We start from the raw sequence: 20,940 nt of genomic DNA on the forward strand, positions 1-20,940 counted from the left end.
AAGTGAAACGATGCATCGCCGATGGTAGTGTGGGGTTTCCCCATGTGAGAGTAGGTCATCGTCAAGATTAAATTCCGAAACCCCAATTGCGAAAGCAGTTGGGGTTTTGTTTTGCCCGCAGGAAAGTGGTCCGACCGCCGTTACTGCAACCATTGGGGAAATCCCTCTGAAATGACCGCTCCGTTTTTGGTATGGTGCAGCTCGTTTTTTAACGGACTGATGTCACGCCCAAGGATCGGCGCTCATTTTTTGTCAAAGAGTGGCTGCAGAAATGCCCGAACCCATCCCTATCAAGGATCACGAAAAAGAGACGCGATTGGTCAACAAACGCCTGATCGCCTGTGCCTTGTTCGTCTTCGCTGTCAGTTGCGCCCTGGTTGTGCGCCTGTACATCCTGCAAGTCGTCGAGTTCGACTACCACTCGACTATCTCCGAAAACAACCGCGTCCATGTCCTGCCGATCCCGCCGACACGCGGCTTGATTTACGATCGCAACGGCGTATTGCTGGCCGACAACCGTCCCAGCTACAACCTGACCATCACCCGCGAACGCGCGACCGACGTCAACCAGGAGCTGGATGAAGTCATTAGCCTCCTGCACCTGCCCGCCGAAGACCGCGCAGTCTTCGACAAGGCCATGAAGCAGTCGCGTCACCCGTTTACACCCGTAACGCTGTTCTATGAACTGACCGAAGAACAGATCGCCGTGCTGGCAGTCAACGAGTTCCGCTTGCCCGGCCTGGATGTCGAGCCGCAATTCGTTCGTAACTACCCGCTGGGCGCACACTTCGCACACTCGATCGGCTACGTCGGCCGCATCAACGAGAAAGAATCCAAGACTCTCGATTCCGTCGAATACCGCGGCACCCAATCGATCGGCAAGACCGGTATCGAACGCTTCTACGAGCCACAGCTGCACGGCCACGTCGGATACGAGGAAGTAGAAACCAATGCTCAGGGCCGCGTCCTGCGCGTGCTAAAACACACCGATCCGGTACCCGGCAAAAACATCGTCCTGAGCCTCGACGTCAAACTCCAGGAAGCCGCCGAAGCCGCACTCGGCGACCGTCGCGGCTCGGTCGTTGCACTAGACCCATCGACCGGTGAAGTGCTGGCCATGGTCAGCAACCCCAGCTTCGACCCCAACTTGTTCGTGACCGGTATCAGTTCCAAGGAATATTCCGCGCTGCGCGACTCAATCGACCGCCCGTTGTTTAACCGCGTACTGCGCGGCCTGTATGCACCCGGTTCGACGATCAAGCCGGAAGTGGCCATCGCTGGCCTAGACGCTGGTGTCGTCACGCCACAAACCCGGGTTTTCGATCCTGGCTACTACCAACTACCGGACTTCGACCACAAGTACCGCAACTGGAACCATAGCGGCGATGGCTGGGTGGACATGGACGCAGCGATCATGCGTTCCAACGACACCTACTTCTACGATCTGGCGCACAAGCTCGGCATCGATCGCTTGCACGATTACATGGCGATGTTCGGCCTCGGCGAGAAAGTCTCACTCGACATGTTCGAGGAATCTCCCGGCCTGATGCCGTCCCAGGCCTGGAAGCGCGCCACGCGCCGGCAGGCCTGGTTCCCCGGCGAAACAGTGATCCTCGGCATCGGTCAGGGCTACATGCAGGTCACGCCGCTGCAACTGGCTCAAGCCACTGCATTGATTGCCAATAAGGGCATCTGGAACCGTCCGCATCTGGCCAAGACCGTCGACGGGGTGGCACCAGTGGACGAACACCCGATGCCGAACATCTTGCTCAAGGATCCGCGTGACTGGGAGCAGGTCAACCACGGCATGCAGATGGTGATGCACGATGCCCGAGGTATTGCTCGTGCTGCGGCGGCCGGCGCGCAATACCGCATCGCCGGCAAGAGTGGTACGGCGCAGGTGGTGGCGATCAAGCAGGGCGAGCGCTACAACCGCGAGAAAACCCTCGAGCGCCATCGTGACAACGCGTTGTTCGTCGGTTTCGCCCCGGCCGAGCATCCGAAGATCGCCATCTCGGTGATGATCGAAAACGGCGAAGCCGGTGGCCGAGTCGCAGGTCCTGTGGTGCGGCAGATCATGGACGCCTGGCTACTCGATCAGGACGGTCATCTCAAGCCGCAATACGCGGCGCCGACCAAGGCGCCGGGCGATCCCCACGTTTAACCCGCCACAGCTTCACAGCACAGGCTCACGCAAGCTGAGCATGTGCTGGAAGCTGTCGAGGAACACCGTTTCCGCCTGAGTCATCTTCTGTTCGCGATTCCACAGCAGCTGGATATCGAAATCCACCACCCCGTCCTCCGGCGGCAAGCGCCACAGCAGACCCTGTTCGACATCCCGCCGTACAAGGTGAGTCGGCAGACAGCCAATCCCGAACCCCGCACAGATCAGACGATAAATCTCTTCGAAACTGGTGGAGGAGGCGACGATCTTGCCGGTAAACCCCTGTTGGTCACGAAACAGCGTCAACGGTGAAAGATTGCCGCCGAGCTGATCGCTGGTGAAGCTGACAAAGTTCTCCGCCGCCAGTTGCTCCAGCGTCAGATTCTGCTGCCCGAACAGTCGATGCCGCTGCCCGCAAAAGTATGCGTAGCGCTCTCGGAACAGCACTCGTTGCTCCAGCCGAGGCTGTGGCAGGCGACATAATCCCACTCCCACCGTAGCGGTCTTTTGCAGCAATGAACTGATGATGTTCGAGCTGCCCATCACCTCGACTTCCAGCTCGATTTTCGGGTGAGTTTCGTGGAAGTCCGCAAGGAACTCATCGTAATGCCGCGCCTGCACGCCACTGACGGTGAGGATGCGGATCTTGCCCACCACGTCGTCATGACGGTTCTCGACCACGGTGCCCAAACGGGAAATATCGCCGTAGATATCCGCCGCAATCCGCAGAACTTCCTCCCCGGTTACCGTCAGATCAAAGCGCCGTCCGCTGCGGGCAATCAACACGCAATCCAGTTGTTCCTCGAGACGTTTCAACGCCTGACTGACGGCTGATTGGGTGATGTGCAATCGCGCAGCAGCACGGCTCATGCTGCCTTCCTGACCGATCACCAGATACGTGCGCAGCAGGTTCCAGTCCAGCCGGTCATTGAGAAAACGCCGACCGACCCATGAGTTGGAAGTATTCATGTAGTAGCCACGCTAATAGTAAAGATAAGTTTTTGAAAATTGACTAATCCTGTCACGGAAGCGATAAAGCCCACAAGCGCCACAGAGCGCGAGCGTCAGCCGCCTCGACACCTGCCCAAAACTATAAATACACAGGGTTCTTGCCTGCACACCACCGCTCAGCCGCGTCGCGCCGCGGCCGCTGCCTTCATTGGCACGACCATCGAGTTCTACGATTTCTACATCTACGCCACCGCTGCCGCACTGGTGCTCGGGCAGGTGTTCTTTCCCAGCAGCGACCCGGTGACCAGCACGCTCGCCGCGTTCGGCAGTTTCGCCGTCGGCTTCATCGCCCGCCCGATGGCCGGCATGGTGTTCGGCCATCTGGGCGATCGCCTCGGTCGCAAGAAAATGCTGCTGGTGACCATGGCGCTGATGGGCCTGGCCACGGCGGGTATCGGTCTGTTGCCAAGCTACGCCAGCGTCGGCATCTGGGCGCCGATCGGATTGATCGTGTTGCGCCTGATTCAGGGCATCTCCGTCGGCGGCGAGTGGGGTGGGGCAGTGTTGATGGCCAGTGAGCACGCTCCGGCCAAACGCAAAACCTTCTACGCCTCGTTCGCCCAGCTCGGCAGCCCGGCGGGTTTGCTGCTGGCGTTGATCGCGTTCCGACTGGTGACGTCGCTGTCGCCGGAAGACTTCCTCGCCTGGGGCTGGCGTCTGCCGTTCCTCGCCAGCGGCGTGCTGATGATGGTTGGTCTGATGATCCGCTCCGGGGTGCATGAATCGCCGGAATTCGCCAAGGCCAAGGACAACAACGAGACGGCGAAGTACCCGGTGAAAGACGTGATCCGTCAGTGCTGGCGGCAGATCCTGTTTGCCGCCGCCGCCGTCACCATCGGTTCGGCCGGCTTCTTCTTCACCAACACCTTCATGATCACCTACGTCACCCAATATCAGGGCATCCCGCGTTCGACCATTCTCGACTGCCTGTTTCTGGTGACCGTCATTCAACTGCTATCGCAACCGGTATCGGCATTGCTCGCCGAACGCATTGGCGAAGGGCGATTCCTGATGCTGGTGGCGTTGCTGTGCATGGTCACGCCGTACCCGATGTTCCTGCTGGTCGGCACTCAAAACATTCTGTTGATGACCCTCGGCATCGCCGTCGCGGTGGTGATTCTCTCGGCCTTATATGCGGTGATCGCCGGGTACATGACCCAGGCCTTCCCGGTGCATCTGCGCTACTCGGGTATTTCCATCGCTTATCAACTGAGCTGCGCGTTGGCCGGCGGCACCACGCCGCTGATCGGCACGCTGCTGGCCAGCAAGTTCTCCGGACAGTGGCTGCCATTGGCGGTGTTCTTCACGCTGCTGTCGGCCCTGTCGCTGATCGGTGTCTGTGGCCTCGCGCGTCTGCGGGCCAACCCGGTCGTCCTTCACACAAGCAAAGAGGTGTATTCGTGAGTAAGCCCGCCCACATTGACCCGATCGAATGGCAAGCCCGTTGCGAGCTCGCCGCGCTGTACCGCCTGATCGCGCACTTTCGCATGACCGACCTGATCGACACCCACATCACCCTGCGGATTCCGGGGCCGGAGCATCATTTTCTGATCAACCGCTACGGGGTGATTTTCGACCGCATGCGCGCTTCCGATCTGGTGCGTATCGATCAGGATGGACGCATCGTCGACCCTGAATACGCCGGGCATCGGGTCAACGCCGCTGGCTTCGTGATCCACTCGGCGATCCACATGGCGCGGCCGGATCTGAACTGCGTGATCCATACCCACACCGCTGCCGGCATGGCCGTCGCTGCACAGAAACAAGGCCTGCTGCCGATCAGTCAGCACGCGCTGAAGTTCTACGGAAAACTCGCTTACCACACCTACGAAGGCATCGCCTTGTCGCTGGACGAGCGCGATCGGTTGATCGCCGACCTCGGTCCACACCGGGCGATGATCCTGCGCAATCACGGCCTGCTGGTCGGTGGTTCAAGCGTGGCTCAGGCATTCCAGGAAATCCACTTTCTGGAGCGTGCCTGCCAGGCCCAAGTGCAGGCGCTGGCCGGCGGTTGCGAGCTGCATTTCCCGTCGCCGGAAGTCTGCGCCCACACCGCCGAGCAGTTCGACCGTGATGAGCAGGACAACATCATCGACCTGGCCTGGGAGGCCGCACTGACCCTGATCGAATCCCAGCGCGAGTCCTATCTGTCATGAACACCGTTGCACTGATGTCCCGCGACACGCTGTTGCTCAAGCAATTGCAGGAGGCCTTTGCACGCCGCGCGCCGCAGCTTTCGGCGGTGCTGGCCGACGATCCCCGGGCGGCGAATGCGCAGATCGCGGCTTGTTGGTTTCCGCTGCCGGACAGCCTCGCCGCGTTACCCAATCTGCAAGTGATTCACTCGGTCGCCGCCGGGATCGATCACCTGGAGCACGATCCGTCTTGCCCCGATTTGCCGGTGTGCCGCGTGGTTGATCCCGGCCACCGCCAAGGCATGACCGAGTACGTACGCTGGGCGGTGATTCACTTTCATCGCGGCTTCGATCAAGTGCTGGAGCAACAGCGCCAACAGCATTGGGAGCGACCGCTGCAACGCCCGGCCCATGAGTTTCGGATCGGTGTGATGGGGCTCGGCTCGCTCGGCAGCGCGATTGCCCAGGACCTGGCCAGTGCCGGTTACGACGTGCGGGGCTGGGCGCGCAGCAAAAAGGATTTATCGGGCGTGCAGACCTACGCCGGCTGCGAAGCTTTCAACCCGTTTCTCGACGGCGTCGAGTTGCTGATCAACCTGTTGCCGCTCACCCACGAGACTCGCGGCATCCTCAATCGCCAGACCTTCGAACGGCTGGCCAACGGCGCGGCACTGGTCAACGTCGGGCGCGGCGGTCACCTGAACATCGAGGATCTGCAACAGGCGCTGGCCCGTGGAAAATTGCGCGGGGCGCTGCTCGATGTCTTCGAACAGGAACCGCTGCCCAGCGACCATCCGTTGTGGAAAACCCCGGGCGTGACCATCACCCCGCACATGGCTTCGGCGGCCTCCCACGATTGCATCGCCGAGCAGATCGCCGAGAACTTCCGCCGTCTGAATGCCGGTGAGCCTTTGCTCAACAGCGCGGATCGACTGCTCGGTTACTGATCCGCCAGACAGGCCTGCAAGCGTTCGATGAACAGCGTTTCGGCGCGGCTCATGCGCTGCTCGCGGTTCCACAACAGATGAATGTCGACATCGGCAATCCCCTCGTGGGGCGGCAGGCGCCAGAGCAATCCGGCGTCGACGTCCGCCGCCACCACGTGCTCCGGCAAACAGCCGATGCCGAACCCGGCGATCACCAGTCGCCGCACTTCTTCCAGGCTCGGCGATGACGCGACGATGCGTCCGCTGAAGCCCTGTTGATCGCGAAAAATCGTCAGCGGCGAGAGCATGCCGCCAATCTGGTCACTGGTGAAACTGACGAAGTTCTCCCGCTGCAAGTCGCCTTCACCAACGTCCTGCCGGCCAAACAGTGCATGGTGCTTGCCACAGAAAAACGCATAGCGCTGACGCAGAAACAGACGCTGTTCCAGACGCGGTTGCGGGCGGCGATTGAGGCTCAGGCCAAGGGTCGCGGTTTTCTCCTGGAGGGCGCTGACGATGTCCGAACTGCGCATCACGTCGACCTCCAGATCGACTCGTGGATACAGCCTATGGAAGTCGGCGAGGAAGTCATCGAAGCGATCGGAAAAGATCCGGCTGATGATCAGCAGTCGCACTTTGCCGATCACTTCGTCGGCCGGTTGCTCCAGCAGGCTGCTGACCTGAGACATCTGCCCGTAGATCTCGCCGGCCAGTTCGAAGATCTGCTCGCCGACTTCGGTAAGGGCAAAGCGCGGGCCGCGTCGGGCAATCAACTGGCGACCCAATTGCTCCTCCAGACGCTTGAGCGCCTGGCTCACCGCCGGTTGAGTCAGGTGCAGACGCGCGGCGGCGCGGCTGATGCTCAGCTCCTGGCCGATCACCCGAAAGGTGCGCAGCAGGTTCCAGTCGAGGCGGTCGTTGAGCAGGCGTTGCACATCACGTTCGGCCATGGCGACTCTCGATTATAAGATGAGGTAATAATCGGAATAATAAATAGAAAATTGACTAATCATAGCCCCGGGACGATAAATCACCCCACGACAGGCGCCGCCAGAGCGCCTCGGATTTAGCGTTTTCCTCCTGCCAAAAAAACAATCAAAGGAGCCCGACCCCATGAAGCCCCACGCTTCGAACCAGCCGCGCCGTGCGGCGGCCGCAGCCTTCATCGGCACCATGATCGAGTGGTACGACTTTTACATCTACGCCACCGCCGCCGCGCTGGTGTTCGGCGCGCTGTTCTTTCCCTCCGACGATCCGCTGTTCAGCACCATGGCCGCATTCGGCACCTTCGCGGTGGGCTTCTTTGCCCGGCCGTTGGGCGGGATCATTTTCGGTCATATCGGTGACCGCATCGGCCGCAAGAAATCGCTGATCATCACGCTGTTGATGATGGGCGTGGTCACGGTGTGCATCGGTCTGTTGCCGACCTACGCGCAGATCGGCGCAACCGCACCGGTGCTGCTGATTCTGTTGCGCATCGTCCAGGGCATCGCCGTGGGTGGCGAGTGGGGCGGGGCGGTGTTGATGGCCGGCGAGCATGCGCCGAAGGGCCGGCGCAATTTTTTCGCTTCGTTCGCGCAACTGGGCAGCCCGGCGGGTTTGATTTTGTCGCTGCTGGCGTTCAGTGCGGTCACCCGTTTGCCGGAAGAAGACCTGATGAGTTGGGGCTGGCGTCTGCCGTTCCTCGCCAGTGCGCTGTTGCTGCTGGTGGGCCTGGCGATTCGCTTGGGCGTGAACGAGTCACCGGAATTCCTCGCCAGCCGCGAGCAGGCCAGCAAGCAGATCAAGAAAGAACAGGCGCCGGTGATGGAAGTCCTGCGCACCGCGTGGCGTCCGCTGTTGCTGTGCATCGGCGCCAACACGCTGGGCATCGCCGGGGTGTATTTCACCAACACCTTCATGATCGCCTACACCACTCAGCAACTGGCGCTGCCGCGTTCGCTGATTCTCGAATGCCTGTTCTTCGTCGCGATCATCCAGTTCTGCATTCAGCCGCTGGCCGCGTGGACGGCGGAGAAGATCGGCGCGACGCGTTTCCTGTGTCTGGTGTCGCTGCTGGCGATGGTCTCGCCGTACCCGATGTTCGTGTTGGTCAGTTCGGCCCAGGCGCCGCTGATCATCCTCGGCATCGCGCTGGCGGTGGTGTGCATGGCCTCGTTCTACGCGGTGATTGCCGGGTACGTCAGCGGCATGTTCGAGACCCGCGTGCGCTACACCGCGATCTCGCTGGCCTATCAGATTTGCGGTGCGGTGGCCGGTGGGCTGACGCCGCTGATCGGCACGATGCTGGCGCACAAATTCACCGGGCAATGGTGGCCGATGGCGGTGTTCTACAGCCTGATCGCCGGCATTTCTCTGATCTGCGTGCTGTCCCTCGCTCGTCGTCACGCCAGCGCCCATCGCGCGGAAATGGCCCGTGCCTGACCCGGAATTTCAGGAGAACCTCATGTTGAAAATCAATGGCGAACGCCTGTGGGCGAGCCTGATGGCCATGGCCGAAATCGGTGCGACAGCCCGGGGCGGCAGCTGCCGTCTGGCATTGAGCGACGAAGACAAGGCCGGTCGCGAACTGTTCGCCCACTGGTGCCGCGAAGCCGGCATGACCCTGAGCGTGGACGCCATCGGCAACCTGTTCGCCCGTCGCGCCGGCACCGATCCGGACGCCGCGCCAGTGATGATGGGCAGCCACCTTGACACCCAGCCCGAAGGCGGGCGTTTCGATGGCGTCTACGGTGTGCTCGCCGGGCTGGAAGTGGTGCGTTGCCTCAACGATCTGAACATCCAGACCCGCAAACCGCTGGAAGTGGCGGTGTGGACCAACGAAGAAGGCGCACGCTTCACCCCGGCCATGTTCGGCTCGGCGGTGTTCACCGGGATCATGGAGCTGAACGCCGCTCTGGCGGTGCGTGATGTCGATGGCATCAGCGTCGCAGAAGCTTTGCAGCGTACCGGTTACGCCGGTGATCGCCCGTTGGGCGGCGCGGTGGATGCGTATTTTGAAGCGCACATCGAGCAAGGCCCGATTCTCGAAGACAACGCCAAAAGCATCGGCGTGGTCACGGGCGGTCAGGCGATCCGCTGGCTCGATGTGCGCGTGGAAGGCATGGCCGCCCACGCCGGCACCACGCCGATGCCGCTGCGCAAAGATGCGCTGTACGGTGTGGCGCGGATGATTCAGGCGATTGAAGGTCTGGCCGCAGATTTTGCCCCCGAAGGCCTGACCACGGTCGGCGAGTTGAGTATCAACAAGTCCTCGCGCAATACCATTCCGGGGTTGGTGAATTTCACCGTCGATCTGCGTCATCACCGGGACGAAGCGATTGCCGCCATGGAACAACAGGTCCGTGCCCGCTTGCAGGCCATCGCCGACGGCCGAGGCCTGAACCTGACGATCACCCCGCACTGGATCAGCCCGGCCACGCCGTTCGACGCCGAATGTGTGGCGGCCGTGCAAGAGGCGGTGGATGCGCTGGGCTACGCTCAGCAGTCGATTGTCAGCGGCGCCGGCCATGACGCGATTCACCTCGCGCGTTACTGCCCGACGGCGATGGTGTTCATCCCGTGCGTTGGCGGCCTGAGCCACAACGAAGCCGAAGACGTGTTGCCCGAAGACGTGAAGCAGGGCACCGATGTATTGCTCAACGCCGTGCTGGCCCGCGCCGGTCGAATCGAACAGGGAACCTGAACCATGCGCAGTTTTTTCCACCCCGAACAATTGCTCCACCATCCACGCAGCTATTACTCGCGCGGGCAGATGCGTACGCCGCAGGAAGTGCCCGAGCGTGCGCAACGTCTGGTGCAAGCCGCCCATGGCTTGGGCTTCAGTGTCGAGCAACCCGCCGATGCCGGCCTCGCACCGTTGCTGGCGGTGCATGGCGCGCCGTATCTGACCTTTCTTCAGGAAGCGCACGCACGCTGGAAAGAAATCCCCGAAGACTGGGGCGATGAAGTCATGTCGAACATCTTCGTCCGCGAGCCCAACGCCTTGCGCGGCATCCTCGCCCAGGCGGCGCGCTATCTGGCGGACGGCAGTTGCCCGGTCGGCGAGCAGACCTGGCGCTCGGCCTACTGGTCGGCGCAAAGCGCAGTGGCCGGGGCGCAGGCGTTGATTGATGGCGAGCCGGCAGCCTACGCCTTGTGCCGTCCGCCGGGGCATCATGCCCGGGCCGAAGCGGCGGGCGGTTTCTGCTACGTGAACAACGCAGCGGTGGCGGCGCAGGTGCTGCGCGACAAGTTTGAAAAAGTCGCCGTGCTCGACACCGACATGCACCACGGTCAGGGCATCCAGGAGATTTTCTACGACCGCGATGACGTGCTCTACGTCTCGGTGCATGGCGATCCGACCAACTTCTATCCGGGCGTCGCCGGGTTTGCTGACGAGCGCGGCAGCGGCGCGGGGGAGGGCTTCAACCTCAATCTGCCGATGGCCCATGGTTCAAGCGAAGCGGACTTCCTCGGGCAACTTGACGTCGCATTGAACGCGGTACGCGAGTTCGGCGCCGAGGTGCTAGTGCTGTCGTTGGGCTTCGATATCTATGAGCTGGACCCGCAAAGCAAAGTTGCCGTGACCCGTGAAGGCTTTGCGGTGCTGGGCGAGCGGATCCGCAGCCTGGGCCTGCCATGCCTGATCGTGCAGGAGGGCGGTTATCACCTGGAAAGTCTCGAAGACAACGCCCGGGCGTTTTTCGTGAATGGCGAGGTGTGGCAGCACTGAGGCAATCCACCTGACGAAGCGCCCTGTGGTGCTTGCCATCGCCCTGACGTTAACGTAAACATTGGCGTCAGGGCGCTGATGTAAAAAAGCGCAAAGCGGACCGCTCCGGAGCGCTTGATGACTCTTATAAAAACAACCGATCCCAAGTCTCACCACGAAGCCCGGCTGGCCCGGGAAAAACTCCATCTCGAAGGGCAGGTCCCGGATGGCGTGTTGCGTGCGGAGATCGATGCTTCGTGGCGGCGCAGCCTGAGCCACGGCGTGCATTTCAATGGCAAACATGAGTTGGCACTGGAGTCGAGCGCCAGTCTCGATGTGTTGCTGGCGAGCAATCGCCTGCTGATCGATGCGGCGATACCGGCTATCGATTACCTGGCCGAACGTCAGGGCAAGGAAGGCCTGATCATCCTCGCCAATTCAGACGCCACCATCCTTGCGGTCGAGGGACGTGCCGACCGGCTCAAGGGCAGCGGTCTGCAGGACATAACCCTCGGCGCCTGCTGGAGCGAAGCCGCTCGTGGTACCAACGCCCTCGGCACGGCGTTGGTCGAAGCGCGGCCCACCCTGATCGATTGCGGCGAACACTACCTCGACCGCCTCACCGACTTCTCCTGCACCTCGGTGCCGATCCATTGCCCCCAAGGCGAAATTCTCGGCGTCCTCGACCTGACCCGCGAAGGCCCGCTCGGCCGCGTTCACGACAGCACGGCGCTGCTGAGCATGGCGGTCAGCCAGATCGAGAGCCGGGTGTTCAACAACAGCTTTCCCGATCAAATCGTCCTCGCCTTCCACAGTCGCCGCCAGTATCTCGAATCGCCATGGCAAGGCCTGCTCGCGGTCAGTCTCGGCGGGCAGATTCTGGCGGTCAGCGCCCAGGCCTGTCAGTTGCTGCGGGCCGAGCGTTCGGCGCTGGTCGGCAAACGTTGCGAAGAGTTTCTCGGAGTCGATGGCGTGCAATTGCTGACCCGTTTGCAACAGGGCGGCGTCGGCAGTGTGCAGACCGCCAAGGGTGAATTTTTCTACAAGACCCTGCGAGCCCCAGCGCGTTCGGTCAACCTCGGCGGCCCGCCGCGCAGCGTGGCGAAAACCGCCAAGGCACAGCCGGATCTGGAAGCACTGGCCGGCAACAACGCTCGCTACGCCCGAGCCCTGCGCATGGCTCGCCAAGGTCTGGCCAATGAATTGCCGGTGCTGTTGCTCGGCGAAACCGGCACCGGTAAAGAAGTGATCGCCCGTGCCCTGCACCTGGCCGGCAGCCGCAGCGACAAACCGTTCGTGGCCGTGAACTGCGCGGCAATTCCCGAAGGCCTGATCGAGTCGGAACTGTTCGGCTACCGCGAAGGCGCATTCACCGGATCGCGCCGGGGCGGCATGATCGGGCGCCTGCAACAGGCCCACGGCGGCACCTTGTTCCTCGATGAAATCGGCGACATGCCGCTGGCCTTGCAGGCGCGTTTGCTGCGCGTTTTGCAGGATCGTAAGGTCGCGCCGCTGGGTGCCGGGGAAGAGCAGGACATCGACGTCGCGCTGATCTGCGCCACCCACCGCGACCTCAAGCGTCAGGTCGAAGACAAGCAATTTCGCGAGGACCTGTTCTACCGGGTCAACGGCATCAGCGTGATGCTCCCGGCCCTGCGTGAGCGCGATGACTTCAGCGCGCTGGTCACTCGGCTGCTGAATAAACTCGACGCGCCGAACGCCGTACTGCACGACGACCTCAATCGCCTGCTCGCGGGTTATCACTGGCCGGGCAACATCCGCCAACTGGAAATGGTCTTGCGCACCGCTTTGGCCATGCGCGAACCCGGTGAAACGGTGCTGACCCTCGATCATCTGCCCGACAGCATGCTCGACGAACTGTCCGCCACCGAGAAACCCCAGACCGGCAGCATTCGCGAGAACGAACTGGAGATGATCCGCCAGTCCCTCGACACCCATCAGGGCAACGTCTCGGCCGCGGCCGACGCCCTCGGCATCAGCCGCGCGACTCTGTACCGCAAACTCAAACAGTTGCGCTCGTGATGCAGCGCCTGTTCGTGCGGCTGATCGACAGCCAGAACCCCGCCGCACTGCAAGCGGCGTTGCGTTGGCTGTACGGTTTCGTGCGGCCGCAGCGTTTGGCCATTGCCGGCCTGCTCGGTCTTTCGGTGTGCGCGTCGCTGCTGGTGCTGGTGCAGCCGTGGCTGATCAAACTGCTGATCGACGACGGGCTGCTGGCGCGCAACTTTCCGATGCTGGTACTGATCGCGGTGTTGATGATCATCGCGGGACTGCTCGGCACGGCGTTGTCGGGGATCAACCGCTATCTGCACACGCGCCTGTCCGGGCGGATTCTGTTTGCCCTGCGCGATGACCTTTACCGGCATTTGCAGAAGCTCTCGCCGAGCTTCTACGGTCAGCGCCGGATCGGCGATCTGATGTCGCGGCTCGACGGCGATGTGGCGGAGATTCAGCGCTTTGCCGTGGACTCGTTGTTCTCGGCGGTATCGAGCGTGATCGGCTTGGTGGTGGCGATCGTGATGCTGCTCACTCTGTCTTGGAAACTCTCGTTGCTGGCGCTGGTACTGATCCCGCTCGATGTGCTGTGGCTGCGCTGGATGCGGCGCAAGGTCGAGCGCGATGTGCGGCAGTTGCGCGAGCGTTCGGCGGACATGTCGTCGTTCATGGTCGAGACCTTGCCGGTGATGAAATTCATCCAGTCCGCCGGCCAGCAACAGCGTGAAGCGCGGCGTCTGGAAAGCCTCGGGCAAGGCTACATGAACCAGTTACTGCGCCTGCAAGTCACCGAGTTTTTTACCCAGGCCGTGCCCGGCACATTGACCTCGCTGTCCCGCGCCTGTGCGTTTTTGATCGGCGGTTATTGGGTGGTGCAGGGCACCTGGCAACTCGGTGCGCTGATCGCGTTTTCCACCTATTTGGGGATGGCGGTCGGGCCGGTGCAAAGTTTGTTGGGGTTGTACGTGGCGATCCAGCGCATGACCGTCAGCCTCGGTCGGGTCATGGAGTTGCGCGGCGAAGAACCCACGGTGTTTTCACCAGCCGCGCCGAAGCCTTTTCCAACTTCGGGCGAGTTGCGATTCGATGCAGTTCATTTCAGCCATCCGGGCCGCCCAAGTACGTTGAGCGGCATCGAGGCGACGATTCCCTACGGTTTGAAAGTCGCCTTGAGCGGCGGCTCCGGCGTCGGCAAATCGACGCTGATCGACCTGCTGCAACGGCATCACGATCCGCAGGCCGGGCGGGTGTTGCTCGGCGAAGTGGACCTGCGTGAACTGGAGCTGTTCGAGCTGCGTCGACGCATCGCCGTGGTCAGTCAGGACATCGTGCTGTTTCGCGGCAGCCTCGCCGACAACCTGGCTTACGCAGTGCCGGACGCCAGCCGCGAAGCCATCGCCGAAGTCGCACGGCTGGCGCAACTCGACAGCCTGATCGCGTCGTTACCCGAAGGCCTCGACAGCCCATTGGGCGAGCGCGGTCAGCAATTGTCCGGTGGGCAGAAACAGCGCATCGCGATTGCCCGGGCGCTGTTGCAGGATCCGCTGATTCTGGTGCTCGACGAAGCCACGTCGGCCGTCGACGAAACTACCGAGCGCGAGGTGATCGAAGCCATCGACCGCTTGTTTGCCGGGCGCACGCGGATCCTCATAAGCCATCGTCCGTCGACCCTGGCCGATGCCGATCTGCGCTTTGAATTGCTCGACGGTGTGCTCATTTCGAAAACGGTGCTGCATGAAGCCTGAGTTGCGTATCGGTGTGGTCGACAGCGGACACTCGGCAGCGCAGCGGGTGCAGGTGATTGCCGGGCGGCGTTTCTCGTTGCTGGAGGATGGCCTGGCCGAATCGGAGTTGCGCGACGATCCTCTCGGGCATGGCAGCGCAGTGATCGAAGCAATCAGTCGTCGGGCACCGGCCGCAAAAATCTGCGTGGCCCAGGTGTTCGATCAGCGCGGCGTTACCAGTGCATTGCAGATCGCCTCGGCCATCGACTGGCTGGTGGCGCAGGACGTGCGGCTGATCAATCTGAGCCTCGGCCTGCGCCAGGATCGCAGCCTGTTGCGCGAAGCCTGCGCGGCGGCGGTGGCCCGTGGAGTGTTGCTGTGTGCGTCGAGCCCGGCACAGGGCGCGGCGGTGTTTCCGGCGAGTTATCCGCAGGTGCTGCGGGTGACCGGCGATGCCCGTTGCACCGATGAGCAATGGTCATGGCTCGATAGTGCGCAGGCGGATTTTGCCGCGTGTGTTCGTGGCACTTATCCGGGGCAGTCCGGGGCCAGTCTGGGGTGTGCAGCGTTGAGCGGGCATATTGCCCGTTATCTGCTGGAGCATCCGCAGGCGAGCAATGCCGAAGTTATCGACTGGCTGAAACAGCACGCTCGTTATCGTGGTCCTGAACGGCGTTTCGGCCCATGACTGCGAGCCTGATTCTCGGTGCCGGTCCGGCCGGTGCAGTGGTTGCATTGGGGCTGCGACGACTGGGTTACCCCGTGACGCTGGTCAGCGAATGGCGGCGGTTTGCGGCGCTCGAAGGCGTCTCGCAACGGGTGCTGGAGGCGTTGCGCGGTGCCGGGTTGAATCATGCTTTGACGAACGCCACGTTGCCGTCCCAAAGGCAGGTTTCGTGGAACGGTCAGCAGCATGCGCAGAACATCGAGTTTCTGCTGGATCGCCCTACCTTTGATCGCGGTTTGCGGGAAGATCTGCGGGTGGCCGGAGTTGAGGTGATTGAAGGGCGGATTTTGAATGTTCAGTCCTCGGCCGACGGCCATCAGGTAGAACTTGATGGCGGGCAGAGGCTGACGGCAGATTTTCTGGTGGAAGCCCGTGGGCGACAGGCGCCAGCGTCGGGCAAAGGTCTGCGCGGGCCGGAGACGGTCAGCCTGCTCAATCGCTGGCAAGGCACGCCGGGTGTGACTGCCAGTGCCGTGGAAAGCCTCGAGGACGGTTGGGCGTGGATGGCTCGACGGGACGATGGTCAGTGTTATTGGCAGTGGACAGTGGATGTGGCCAGCGCCCAATTGCCGGGCAAGGCGCAGTTGCTCGATTACTGCCGCGCGCGACGTCTGGCCTCGGATTTTACTCAATCCTTCTTCGCCGGCGGGCAGGAATTGGAGTTGCAACTGCACGCTCGCAGCAGCACCGCGATCCTTGCCCCGAAGGTCTGTGGCGAAAACTGGATTCGTGTCGGCGATGCAGCGATGGCAGTGGACCCGCTGTCGGGCAACGGGATCTTTCAGTCGCTGTCCTCGGCGTTGCAGGCGCCGGTGGTGATCAACACGCTGTTGCGTAAACCTGAGCGGGCGGCGCTGGCGCAACGTTTTCACCGGCAACGTGTGGAGCAGTTGTTCCTGCGCTTTGCGCGGATCGGTCGGGACTTTTATGCCGATGAACGGCGCTGGCTCGATCGGCCGTTCTGGCAGGCGCGGCGACAGTGGCCGGACGCTGAAGTGGCCCATGCTGCGGTGGATTTTTCCGCGTTGCGGATCGAACGAATGCCGGTGTTGCGTGACGGGTTTGTCGATGAAGCCGAGGTGGTGATCACGGCGGATCAACCGCTGGGGATCTGGCATGTGCAAGGTGTCGAGCTGGCTCCGCTGGTGCGGCGCTTGCGCGATGAACCGGCGGATCAGGTGTTGGCGGGATTGACGCTTGAGCAGGGGCGAGCCGTTCGCGGGTGGCTGTTGGCCCAGGGTTTCAAACCCTGAGCCGTGAGCGCAGTCATTACAACTTGATCAACACCGACTTCAGTTCGGTGTAATGCTCGATCGCCGCATACCCCATCTCGCGCCCGATCCCGGACATTTTGTAACCGCCAAACGGCAGCGCCGGATCCAGCGCGCTGTGGCAGTTGACCCACACCGATCCCGATTTGATCCGCGGAATCATCCGGTGCACCGCCGCCAGGTCGTTCGACCAGATGCTCGCGCCCAATCCGTAAGGGCTGTCATTGGCCATGCGCAGCGCATCGGCCTCGTCATCGAACGGAATCGCCACCAGCACCGGCCCGAAGATCTCTTCCTGCACCAGCGAATGCCGCTGATCGACATCGACAATTACCGTCGGCTTGACGAAGAACCCCGGCCCGAACTGCTCGCCACCGCAGGCGATGGTCGCCCCGCTTTCCCGGCCCATTTCGATATAGTTGTAGACCCGCTCCTGCTGACGCGCGGAAATCAGCGGGCCCATATCGATGCTCGGGTCGAGGCCGTTGCCGAGCTTCATCGCATTGGCGATGTCGCTGATATCGGCCACCACATTGTCGAAATGCTTGCGCTGCACATACAGGCGCGAACCGGCGCAGCAGACCTGGCCCTGGTTGAAGAAAATCGCACTGGCCGCACCCGCCGCGGCGGTTTTCAGGTCGGCGTCGGCCATGACGATGGTCGGTGATTTGCCGCCCAGTTCCAGGGTGACCCGGGTCATCGAGTCCATGGCGATCTTGCCGATTTGCTTGCCGACGGCGGTGGAGCCGGTGAAGGTCAGCTTGTCGACCTGCGGGTTGTGAGTCAGCGCGGAACCGGCCGTGATCCCGGTGCCGGTGACTACGTTGAACACGCCTTCCGGATAACCCGCCTCCAGCACCAGCTCCGCCAGTTTCAGCGCGGTCAGCGGGGTTTCGTCGGCCGGTTTGAGCACCACGGTGCAACCGGTGGCCAGCGCCGGGCCGAGTTTCCAGCAGGCCAGCAGCAACGGAAAGTTCCAGGCGACGATGGCGCCGACCACGCCCACCGCCTCGCGCCGGATGAAGCTGTGGAACTGATCGCCGGGCATCAGCGGCAACGAAACGTCGACGCTGGAACCTTCGATCTTGGTCGCCCAACCGGCCATGTAGCGCAGGAAGTCGATGGCCAGTTGCACGTCCATCACCTGCGCCACCGCCGCGCTCTTGCCGTTGTTCAGGCATTCCAGTTGCGCCAGCAGCTCGGCGTCGCGCTGCATCAGGTCAGCGAGTTTCCACAGCAGGTTCTGCCGCTCGCGCGGACGGGTTCGGCTCCAGGCTGAATCATCGAAGGCTTGCCGGGCGGCGAGCACCGCGCGATCGACATCTTCCGGCGTGGCGCGCGGTACCACGCACAGCACTTCACCGGTGGCCGGGTTGTGCAGCGGCATGGTCTGGCCGTCGGTGGCTTCGACCCAGTCGCCGCCGATCAGCATGCGTGGCGGGCGCTGGATAAAGGCCGAGGTGGCAGGGAGCAGATAGGGCAGGGGCATGGCGAAACCTCTTGTTGTTCGATGGGATCGAGAGGAGCTTTCGCAATGGTTGTGCCAAATGCTCGAAGGTGGCGCACAGCCCGGTTGCACGGGCGAAAGGAGGAAGAGTTTGAGTGGCAATGAGGGTGAATTTGTCTCAAAACGCGACACCCGTTGAGAAGCAAGATACGCGTCCTACAAAGCCAATCCAGCTGTCACGGGGCCTTGGCGAAGTCGGGCCGTTTCAGGTGTAGGAAAAGTCGCGCGTCTGACAGTTTTTACCGACTGGTGGAGGCATGAGGTACGAGCTAAGTTGCTTGGTGTATAGGGTTTTCCTGCCACGGATTTGGCGGGTCAGTGTCTTCACAGGGATGTCGATGAACAACTTAACCATTCGATGGCTAACCAATTTTACGATGGGCGTGGGGACTGGATTTCTGGTGACAGGGATTGCGGCGCTATTGATCGGCGACTTGACCGATGTCGATACGATTCGGGCAGGTGCGTGGATGGCTTCAACCAGTTTTTGCGTAATCGTTACCTCATTCGGTGTTGCCATGATGGAGGGAAAATGATGGCGGCTTTTATTGTGGGGCTGTGGTGTATGGGCGTCAGTATGCTGCTCATGTATGCGTATCACCGGGATCGTCGAATTCAAGCGGCCCAGCGTGATTCCGCGGCATTGGCAGCCAAGGCCGGCGCCCACTGTGAATGCTCGATGGTTTGCAACCATTGTGGGCGTTACAAGGTTCACCCGGACAACTCTGTTCGCTAGGCGCGGGTAAACAACCAATACAAGAGCCCCGTCATTGGCGGGGCTTGTTTTCGTGCGGGTTCGGCAGGCGTCACTCTTCTGGAGGTTTTTCATGGGGGATACTGTCAGCTCCGGGTCATCTGTCGCGTGACGCAATGTCGCTGACGCCGCAACAACTATGCTTGTCTCAGACTGCAACAGTTGTCGCGAAATTGGACGCCGGCAAGCACCGGCGGCACCGCCACTTCGCCTTGATCTTCACGTAACTGCTTGATTGAAAAGCTTATCGGCAAGCTGGCACGCTCCGTGTATTGCTCACAGCAGACGTTTCGCTTGCCTCCGTTCGTGCATCGCCACGAACGGCAGAAACCATAAAAACGATAAGCCACAACAATAAGAAAGCACCGTGCGAGGTTCGACGTTGATGAAGAGAAAACTCCGATCAGGCATGAGCGCCAGCCTGCTGGCCGTGGCCGCTTGCGTGGCCCTGCATTCGCCGTACAGTCTGGCAGCCCGCGATGCCCAGACCATCCTCAAGGAAACCTGCCAGGGCTGTCACACCCCTGAAGCCGGCGACCAGTTGAGCCGCATCAGCCACCAGCGCAAGACCCCGGAAGGCTGGCTGATGAGCATCGCCCGGATGCAGACCATGCACGGTTTGCAGATCAGTGATGACGACCGTCGCACGCTGGTCAAATACCTCGCCGACACCCAGGGCCTGGCGCCCAGCGAAACCGATGGCGTGCGTTACGCACTGGAACGGCGGTTGAACACCGTCGAGCAGTTCGACGAGAAAACCGCGCAGATGTGCGGACGCTGCCACTCCGGCGCGCGGATCGCCCTGCAACGGCGTCCGGCTCAGGAATGGGAACGTCTGGTGAATTTCCACCTCGGTCAATGGCCGTCGCTGGAATATCAGGCCATGTCCCGTGATCGTGACTGGTTCGATATCGCCCGCAAGGAAATGGTCCCGCTGCTGGCCAAGCGTTATCCGCTGGACAACCCGGCGTGGCAGTCCTGGATCAAAACCGCACCGAAAGCGGAAGCTTTGGTCGGCGACTGGAGCTTCAGCGGCCACTTGCCGGGCAAGGGTGAATTGGCCGGCACCATGAGCGTCACCGCCGATGGCAGTGACACCTTCAAGGTCGCCGTCAAAGGTCAGTACGCCGACGGCAGCCCGTTCAACGGCGATGGCAGCGCAATCCTTTACAGCGGCTACGAATGGCGCGGCAACGTGACCGTCGATGGCGTGACCATGCGTCAGGTGTTCGCCGCACAAGGCAACGCCATGCAGGGCCGGATGTTCGAGGCCGAGCACGATGAGCGCGGTTTGGACTTTGTCGCCGCCAAACAGGGTTCGCAGCGTTTGCTGGCGGTGCAGCCAGGTTATGTGAAGGCAGGCAGCGAAACTGAAGTGACCCTGATCGGCAGCGGTCTGAGCGGCAAACCGAACTTCGGTAAAGGCGTGGACGTGGTCGAAGTGGTCGAGCAGAACGCCGACCGGATCAAGGTCAAAGTAAAAGCGGCAGCGAATGCCCAGCCGGGCCTGCGCGCGGTCAGCGTCGGCAGCCTGAAAGGCCCGAGCCTGTCGGTGTACAGCAGGATCGCCTCGGTCAAAGTGGTGCCGGAATTCTCGGTGGCACGGATCGGCGAGGGCGGCGGTTCGACGCCGAAAGTCCAGGGCCGCTTCGATGCCGAAGCCTGGGGCAAGGGTGCCGACGGCAAGCCGTATCGCATCGGCGTGTTCCCGGCGCAATGGAAAGTCGAAGCCTTCGACGAGCGCGCCAAAGAGGACGAGGACGTCAAGTTCGCCGGCACCATGCAGACCGACGCGGGCGTGTTCACCCCGGGCGATGCCGGGCCGAATCCGGCACGCAAGATGTCCACCAACAATGCCGGCAACCTCAAGGTGATCGCCGCCGTCGACGACGCAGGGAAATCCCTGACCGGCGAAGGCCACCTGATCGTCACCGTGCAACGCTGGAACAATCCACCCATTCCCTGATGTTGAAACGTGAGTTGAGCTGAGCGACAGCGATTCAGACACTTTT

Annotated in this window: 16 protein-coding genes; 13 read left to right on the forward strand and 3 right to left on the reverse strand. The window is 61.9% G+C overall.

Going from position 1 to position 20,940, the window contains the following annotated elements; translation table 11 throughout:
* Nucleotides 1-271 precede the first annotated feature (271 nt).
* A complete protein-coding gene (gene mrdA / locus L6D82_RS24780; protein ID WP_236191848.1) occupies nucleotides 272-2,164 on the forward strand; it encodes a penicillin-binding protein 2 in 1,893 nt (630 codons plus the stop codon).
* A 12-nt stretch (nucleotides 2,165-2,176) separates the two neighbouring features.
* On the opposite strand, the gene L6D82_RS24785 is transcribed toward mrdA, so the two are convergent.
* Nucleotides 2,177-3,133, reverse strand: a complete 957-nt coding sequence (locus L6D82_RS24785; protein ID WP_102688078.1) for a LysR family transcriptional regulator — start codon at nucleotides 3,131-3,133, stop codon at nucleotides 2,177-2,179.
* A 144-nt stretch (nucleotides 3,134-3,277) separates the two neighbouring features.
* Between L6D82_RS24785 and L6D82_RS24790 the strand changes: the two genes are divergently transcribed.
* Genes L6D82_RS24790 through L6D82_RS24800 form a run of 3 tightly spaced genes read left to right on the forward strand, consistent with a single transcriptional unit; the run spans nucleotide 3,278 to nucleotide 6,257 of the window.
* Nucleotides 3,278-4,579 (forward strand): MFS transporter, encoded by a 1,302-nt coding sequence (locus tag L6D82_RS24790; RefSeq protein ID WP_134022699.1) that lies wholly within the window; start codon nucleotides 3,278-3,280, stop codon nucleotides 4,577-4,579.
* On the forward strand, nucleotides 4,576-5,331 hold the full coding sequence (locus L6D82_RS24795; RefSeq protein WP_064598177.1) for a class II aldolase/adducin family protein: 756 nt from the start codon (nucleotides 4,576-4,578) through the stop codon (nucleotides 5,329-5,331). Before L6D82_RS24790 ends, L6D82_RS24795 begins: the two co-directional genes overlap by 4 nt.
* Nucleotides 5,328-6,257 carry a 2-hydroxyacid dehydrogenase gene (locus L6D82_RS24800; RefSeq protein WP_134022701.1) on the forward strand — a complete coding sequence of 310 codons (930 nt, stop codon included), beginning with the start codon at nucleotides 5,328-5,330 and terminating at the stop codon, nucleotides 6,255-6,257. The genes L6D82_RS24795 and L6D82_RS24800 overlap by 4 nt, the downstream gene beginning before the upstream one ends.
* On the opposite strand, the gene L6D82_RS24805 is transcribed toward L6D82_RS24800, so the two are convergent.
* Nucleotides 6,251-7,186, reverse strand: coding sequence for a LysR family transcriptional regulator (locus L6D82_RS24805; protein WP_129973207.1), 936 nt, complete (start codon nucleotides 7,184-7,186; stop codon nucleotides 6,251-6,253). The two genes, L6D82_RS24800 and L6D82_RS24805, sit on opposite strands and share 7 nt — an antisense overlap.
* Nucleotides 7,187-7,349: 163 nt before the next feature.
* On the opposite strand from L6D82_RS24805, the gene L6D82_RS24810 reads away from it, so the two are divergent.
* From L6D82_RS24810 to qhpG, 7 genes are all read left to right on the forward strand, one after another.
* On the forward strand, nucleotides 7,350-8,660 hold the full coding sequence (locus L6D82_RS24810) for an MFS transporter (RefSeq protein ID WP_129973208.1): 1,311 nt from the start codon (nucleotides 7,350-7,352) through the stop codon (nucleotides 8,658-8,660).
* Between the two features lie 22 nt (nucleotides 8,661-8,682).
* Nucleotides 8,683-9,921 (forward strand): Zn-dependent hydrolase, encoded by a 1,239-nt coding sequence (locus tag L6D82_RS24815; RefSeq protein ID WP_236191849.1) that lies wholly within the window; start codon nucleotides 8,683-8,685, stop codon nucleotides 9,919-9,921.
* 3 nt (nucleotides 9,922-9,924) lie between these two features.
* Entirely contained in the window at nucleotides 9,925-10,950 is a 1,026-nt protein-coding gene (locus tag L6D82_RS24820) for a histone deacetylase family protein (protein WP_236191850.1), read from the forward strand.
* 117 nt (nucleotides 10,951-11,067) lie between these two features.
* Nucleotides 11,068-12,972: a sigma-54-dependent Fis family transcriptional regulator gene (locus tag L6D82_RS24825; protein WP_236191851.1), complete on the forward strand. Its 1,905-nt coding sequence runs from the start codon at nucleotides 11,068-11,070 to the stop codon at nucleotides 12,970-12,972.
* Nucleotides 12,972-14,690 carry an ABC transporter ATP-binding protein gene (locus tag L6D82_RS24830; RefSeq protein ID WP_236191852.1) on the forward strand — a complete coding sequence of 573 codons (1,719 nt, stop codon included), beginning with the start codon at nucleotides 12,972-12,974 and terminating at the stop codon, nucleotides 14,688-14,690. Before L6D82_RS24825 ends, L6D82_RS24830 begins: the two co-directional genes overlap by 1 nt.
* On the forward strand, nucleotides 14,680-15,357 hold the full coding sequence (qhpE, locus tag L6D82_RS24835; RefSeq protein WP_236191853.1) for a subtilisin-like serine protease QhpE: 678 nt from the start codon (nucleotides 14,680-14,682) through the stop codon (nucleotides 15,355-15,357). Before L6D82_RS24830 ends, qhpE begins: the two co-directional genes overlap by 11 nt.
* Entirely contained in the window at nucleotides 15,354-16,649 is a 1,296-nt protein-coding gene (qhpG, locus tag L6D82_RS24840) for a flavin-dependent monooxygenase QhpG (protein WP_236191854.1), read from the forward strand. Before qhpE ends, qhpG begins: the two co-directional genes overlap by 4 nt.
* Before the next feature lie 16 nt (nucleotides 16,650-16,665).
* Here qhpG and L6D82_RS24845 read toward each other — a convergent pair whose 3' ends face one another.
* Nucleotides 16,666-18,156 carry an aldehyde dehydrogenase family protein gene (locus L6D82_RS24845; RefSeq protein ID WP_129973215.1) on the reverse strand — a complete coding sequence of 497 codons (1,491 nt, stop codon included), beginning with the start codon at nucleotides 18,154-18,156 and terminating at the stop codon, nucleotides 16,666-16,668.
* Between the two features lie 356 nt (nucleotides 18,157-18,512).
* Between L6D82_RS24845 and L6D82_RS24850 the strand changes: the two genes are divergently transcribed.
* On the forward strand, nucleotides 18,513-18,710 hold the full coding sequence (locus L6D82_RS24850) for a hypothetical protein (protein WP_236191855.1): 198 nt from the start codon (nucleotides 18,513-18,515) through the stop codon (nucleotides 18,708-18,710).
* Between the two features lie 603 nt (nucleotides 18,711-19,313).
* Complete coding sequence (gene peaA, locus L6D82_RS24855) at nucleotides 19,314-20,894, forward strand: quinohemoprotein amine dehydrogenase subunit alpha (protein WP_085748331.1); 1,581 nt, start codon at nucleotides 19,314-19,316, stop codon at nucleotides 20,892-20,894.
* The last annotated feature ends 46 nt before the right edge of the window (nucleotides 20,895-20,940 follow it).

Origin of the sequence: Pseudomonas paraglycinae (assembly GCF_021601625.1) — a bacterium.
GTDB classification, from domain to species: domain Bacteria; phylum Pseudomonadota; class Gammaproteobacteria; order Pseudomonadales; family Pseudomonadaceae; genus Aquipseudomonas; species Aquipseudomonas paraglycinae.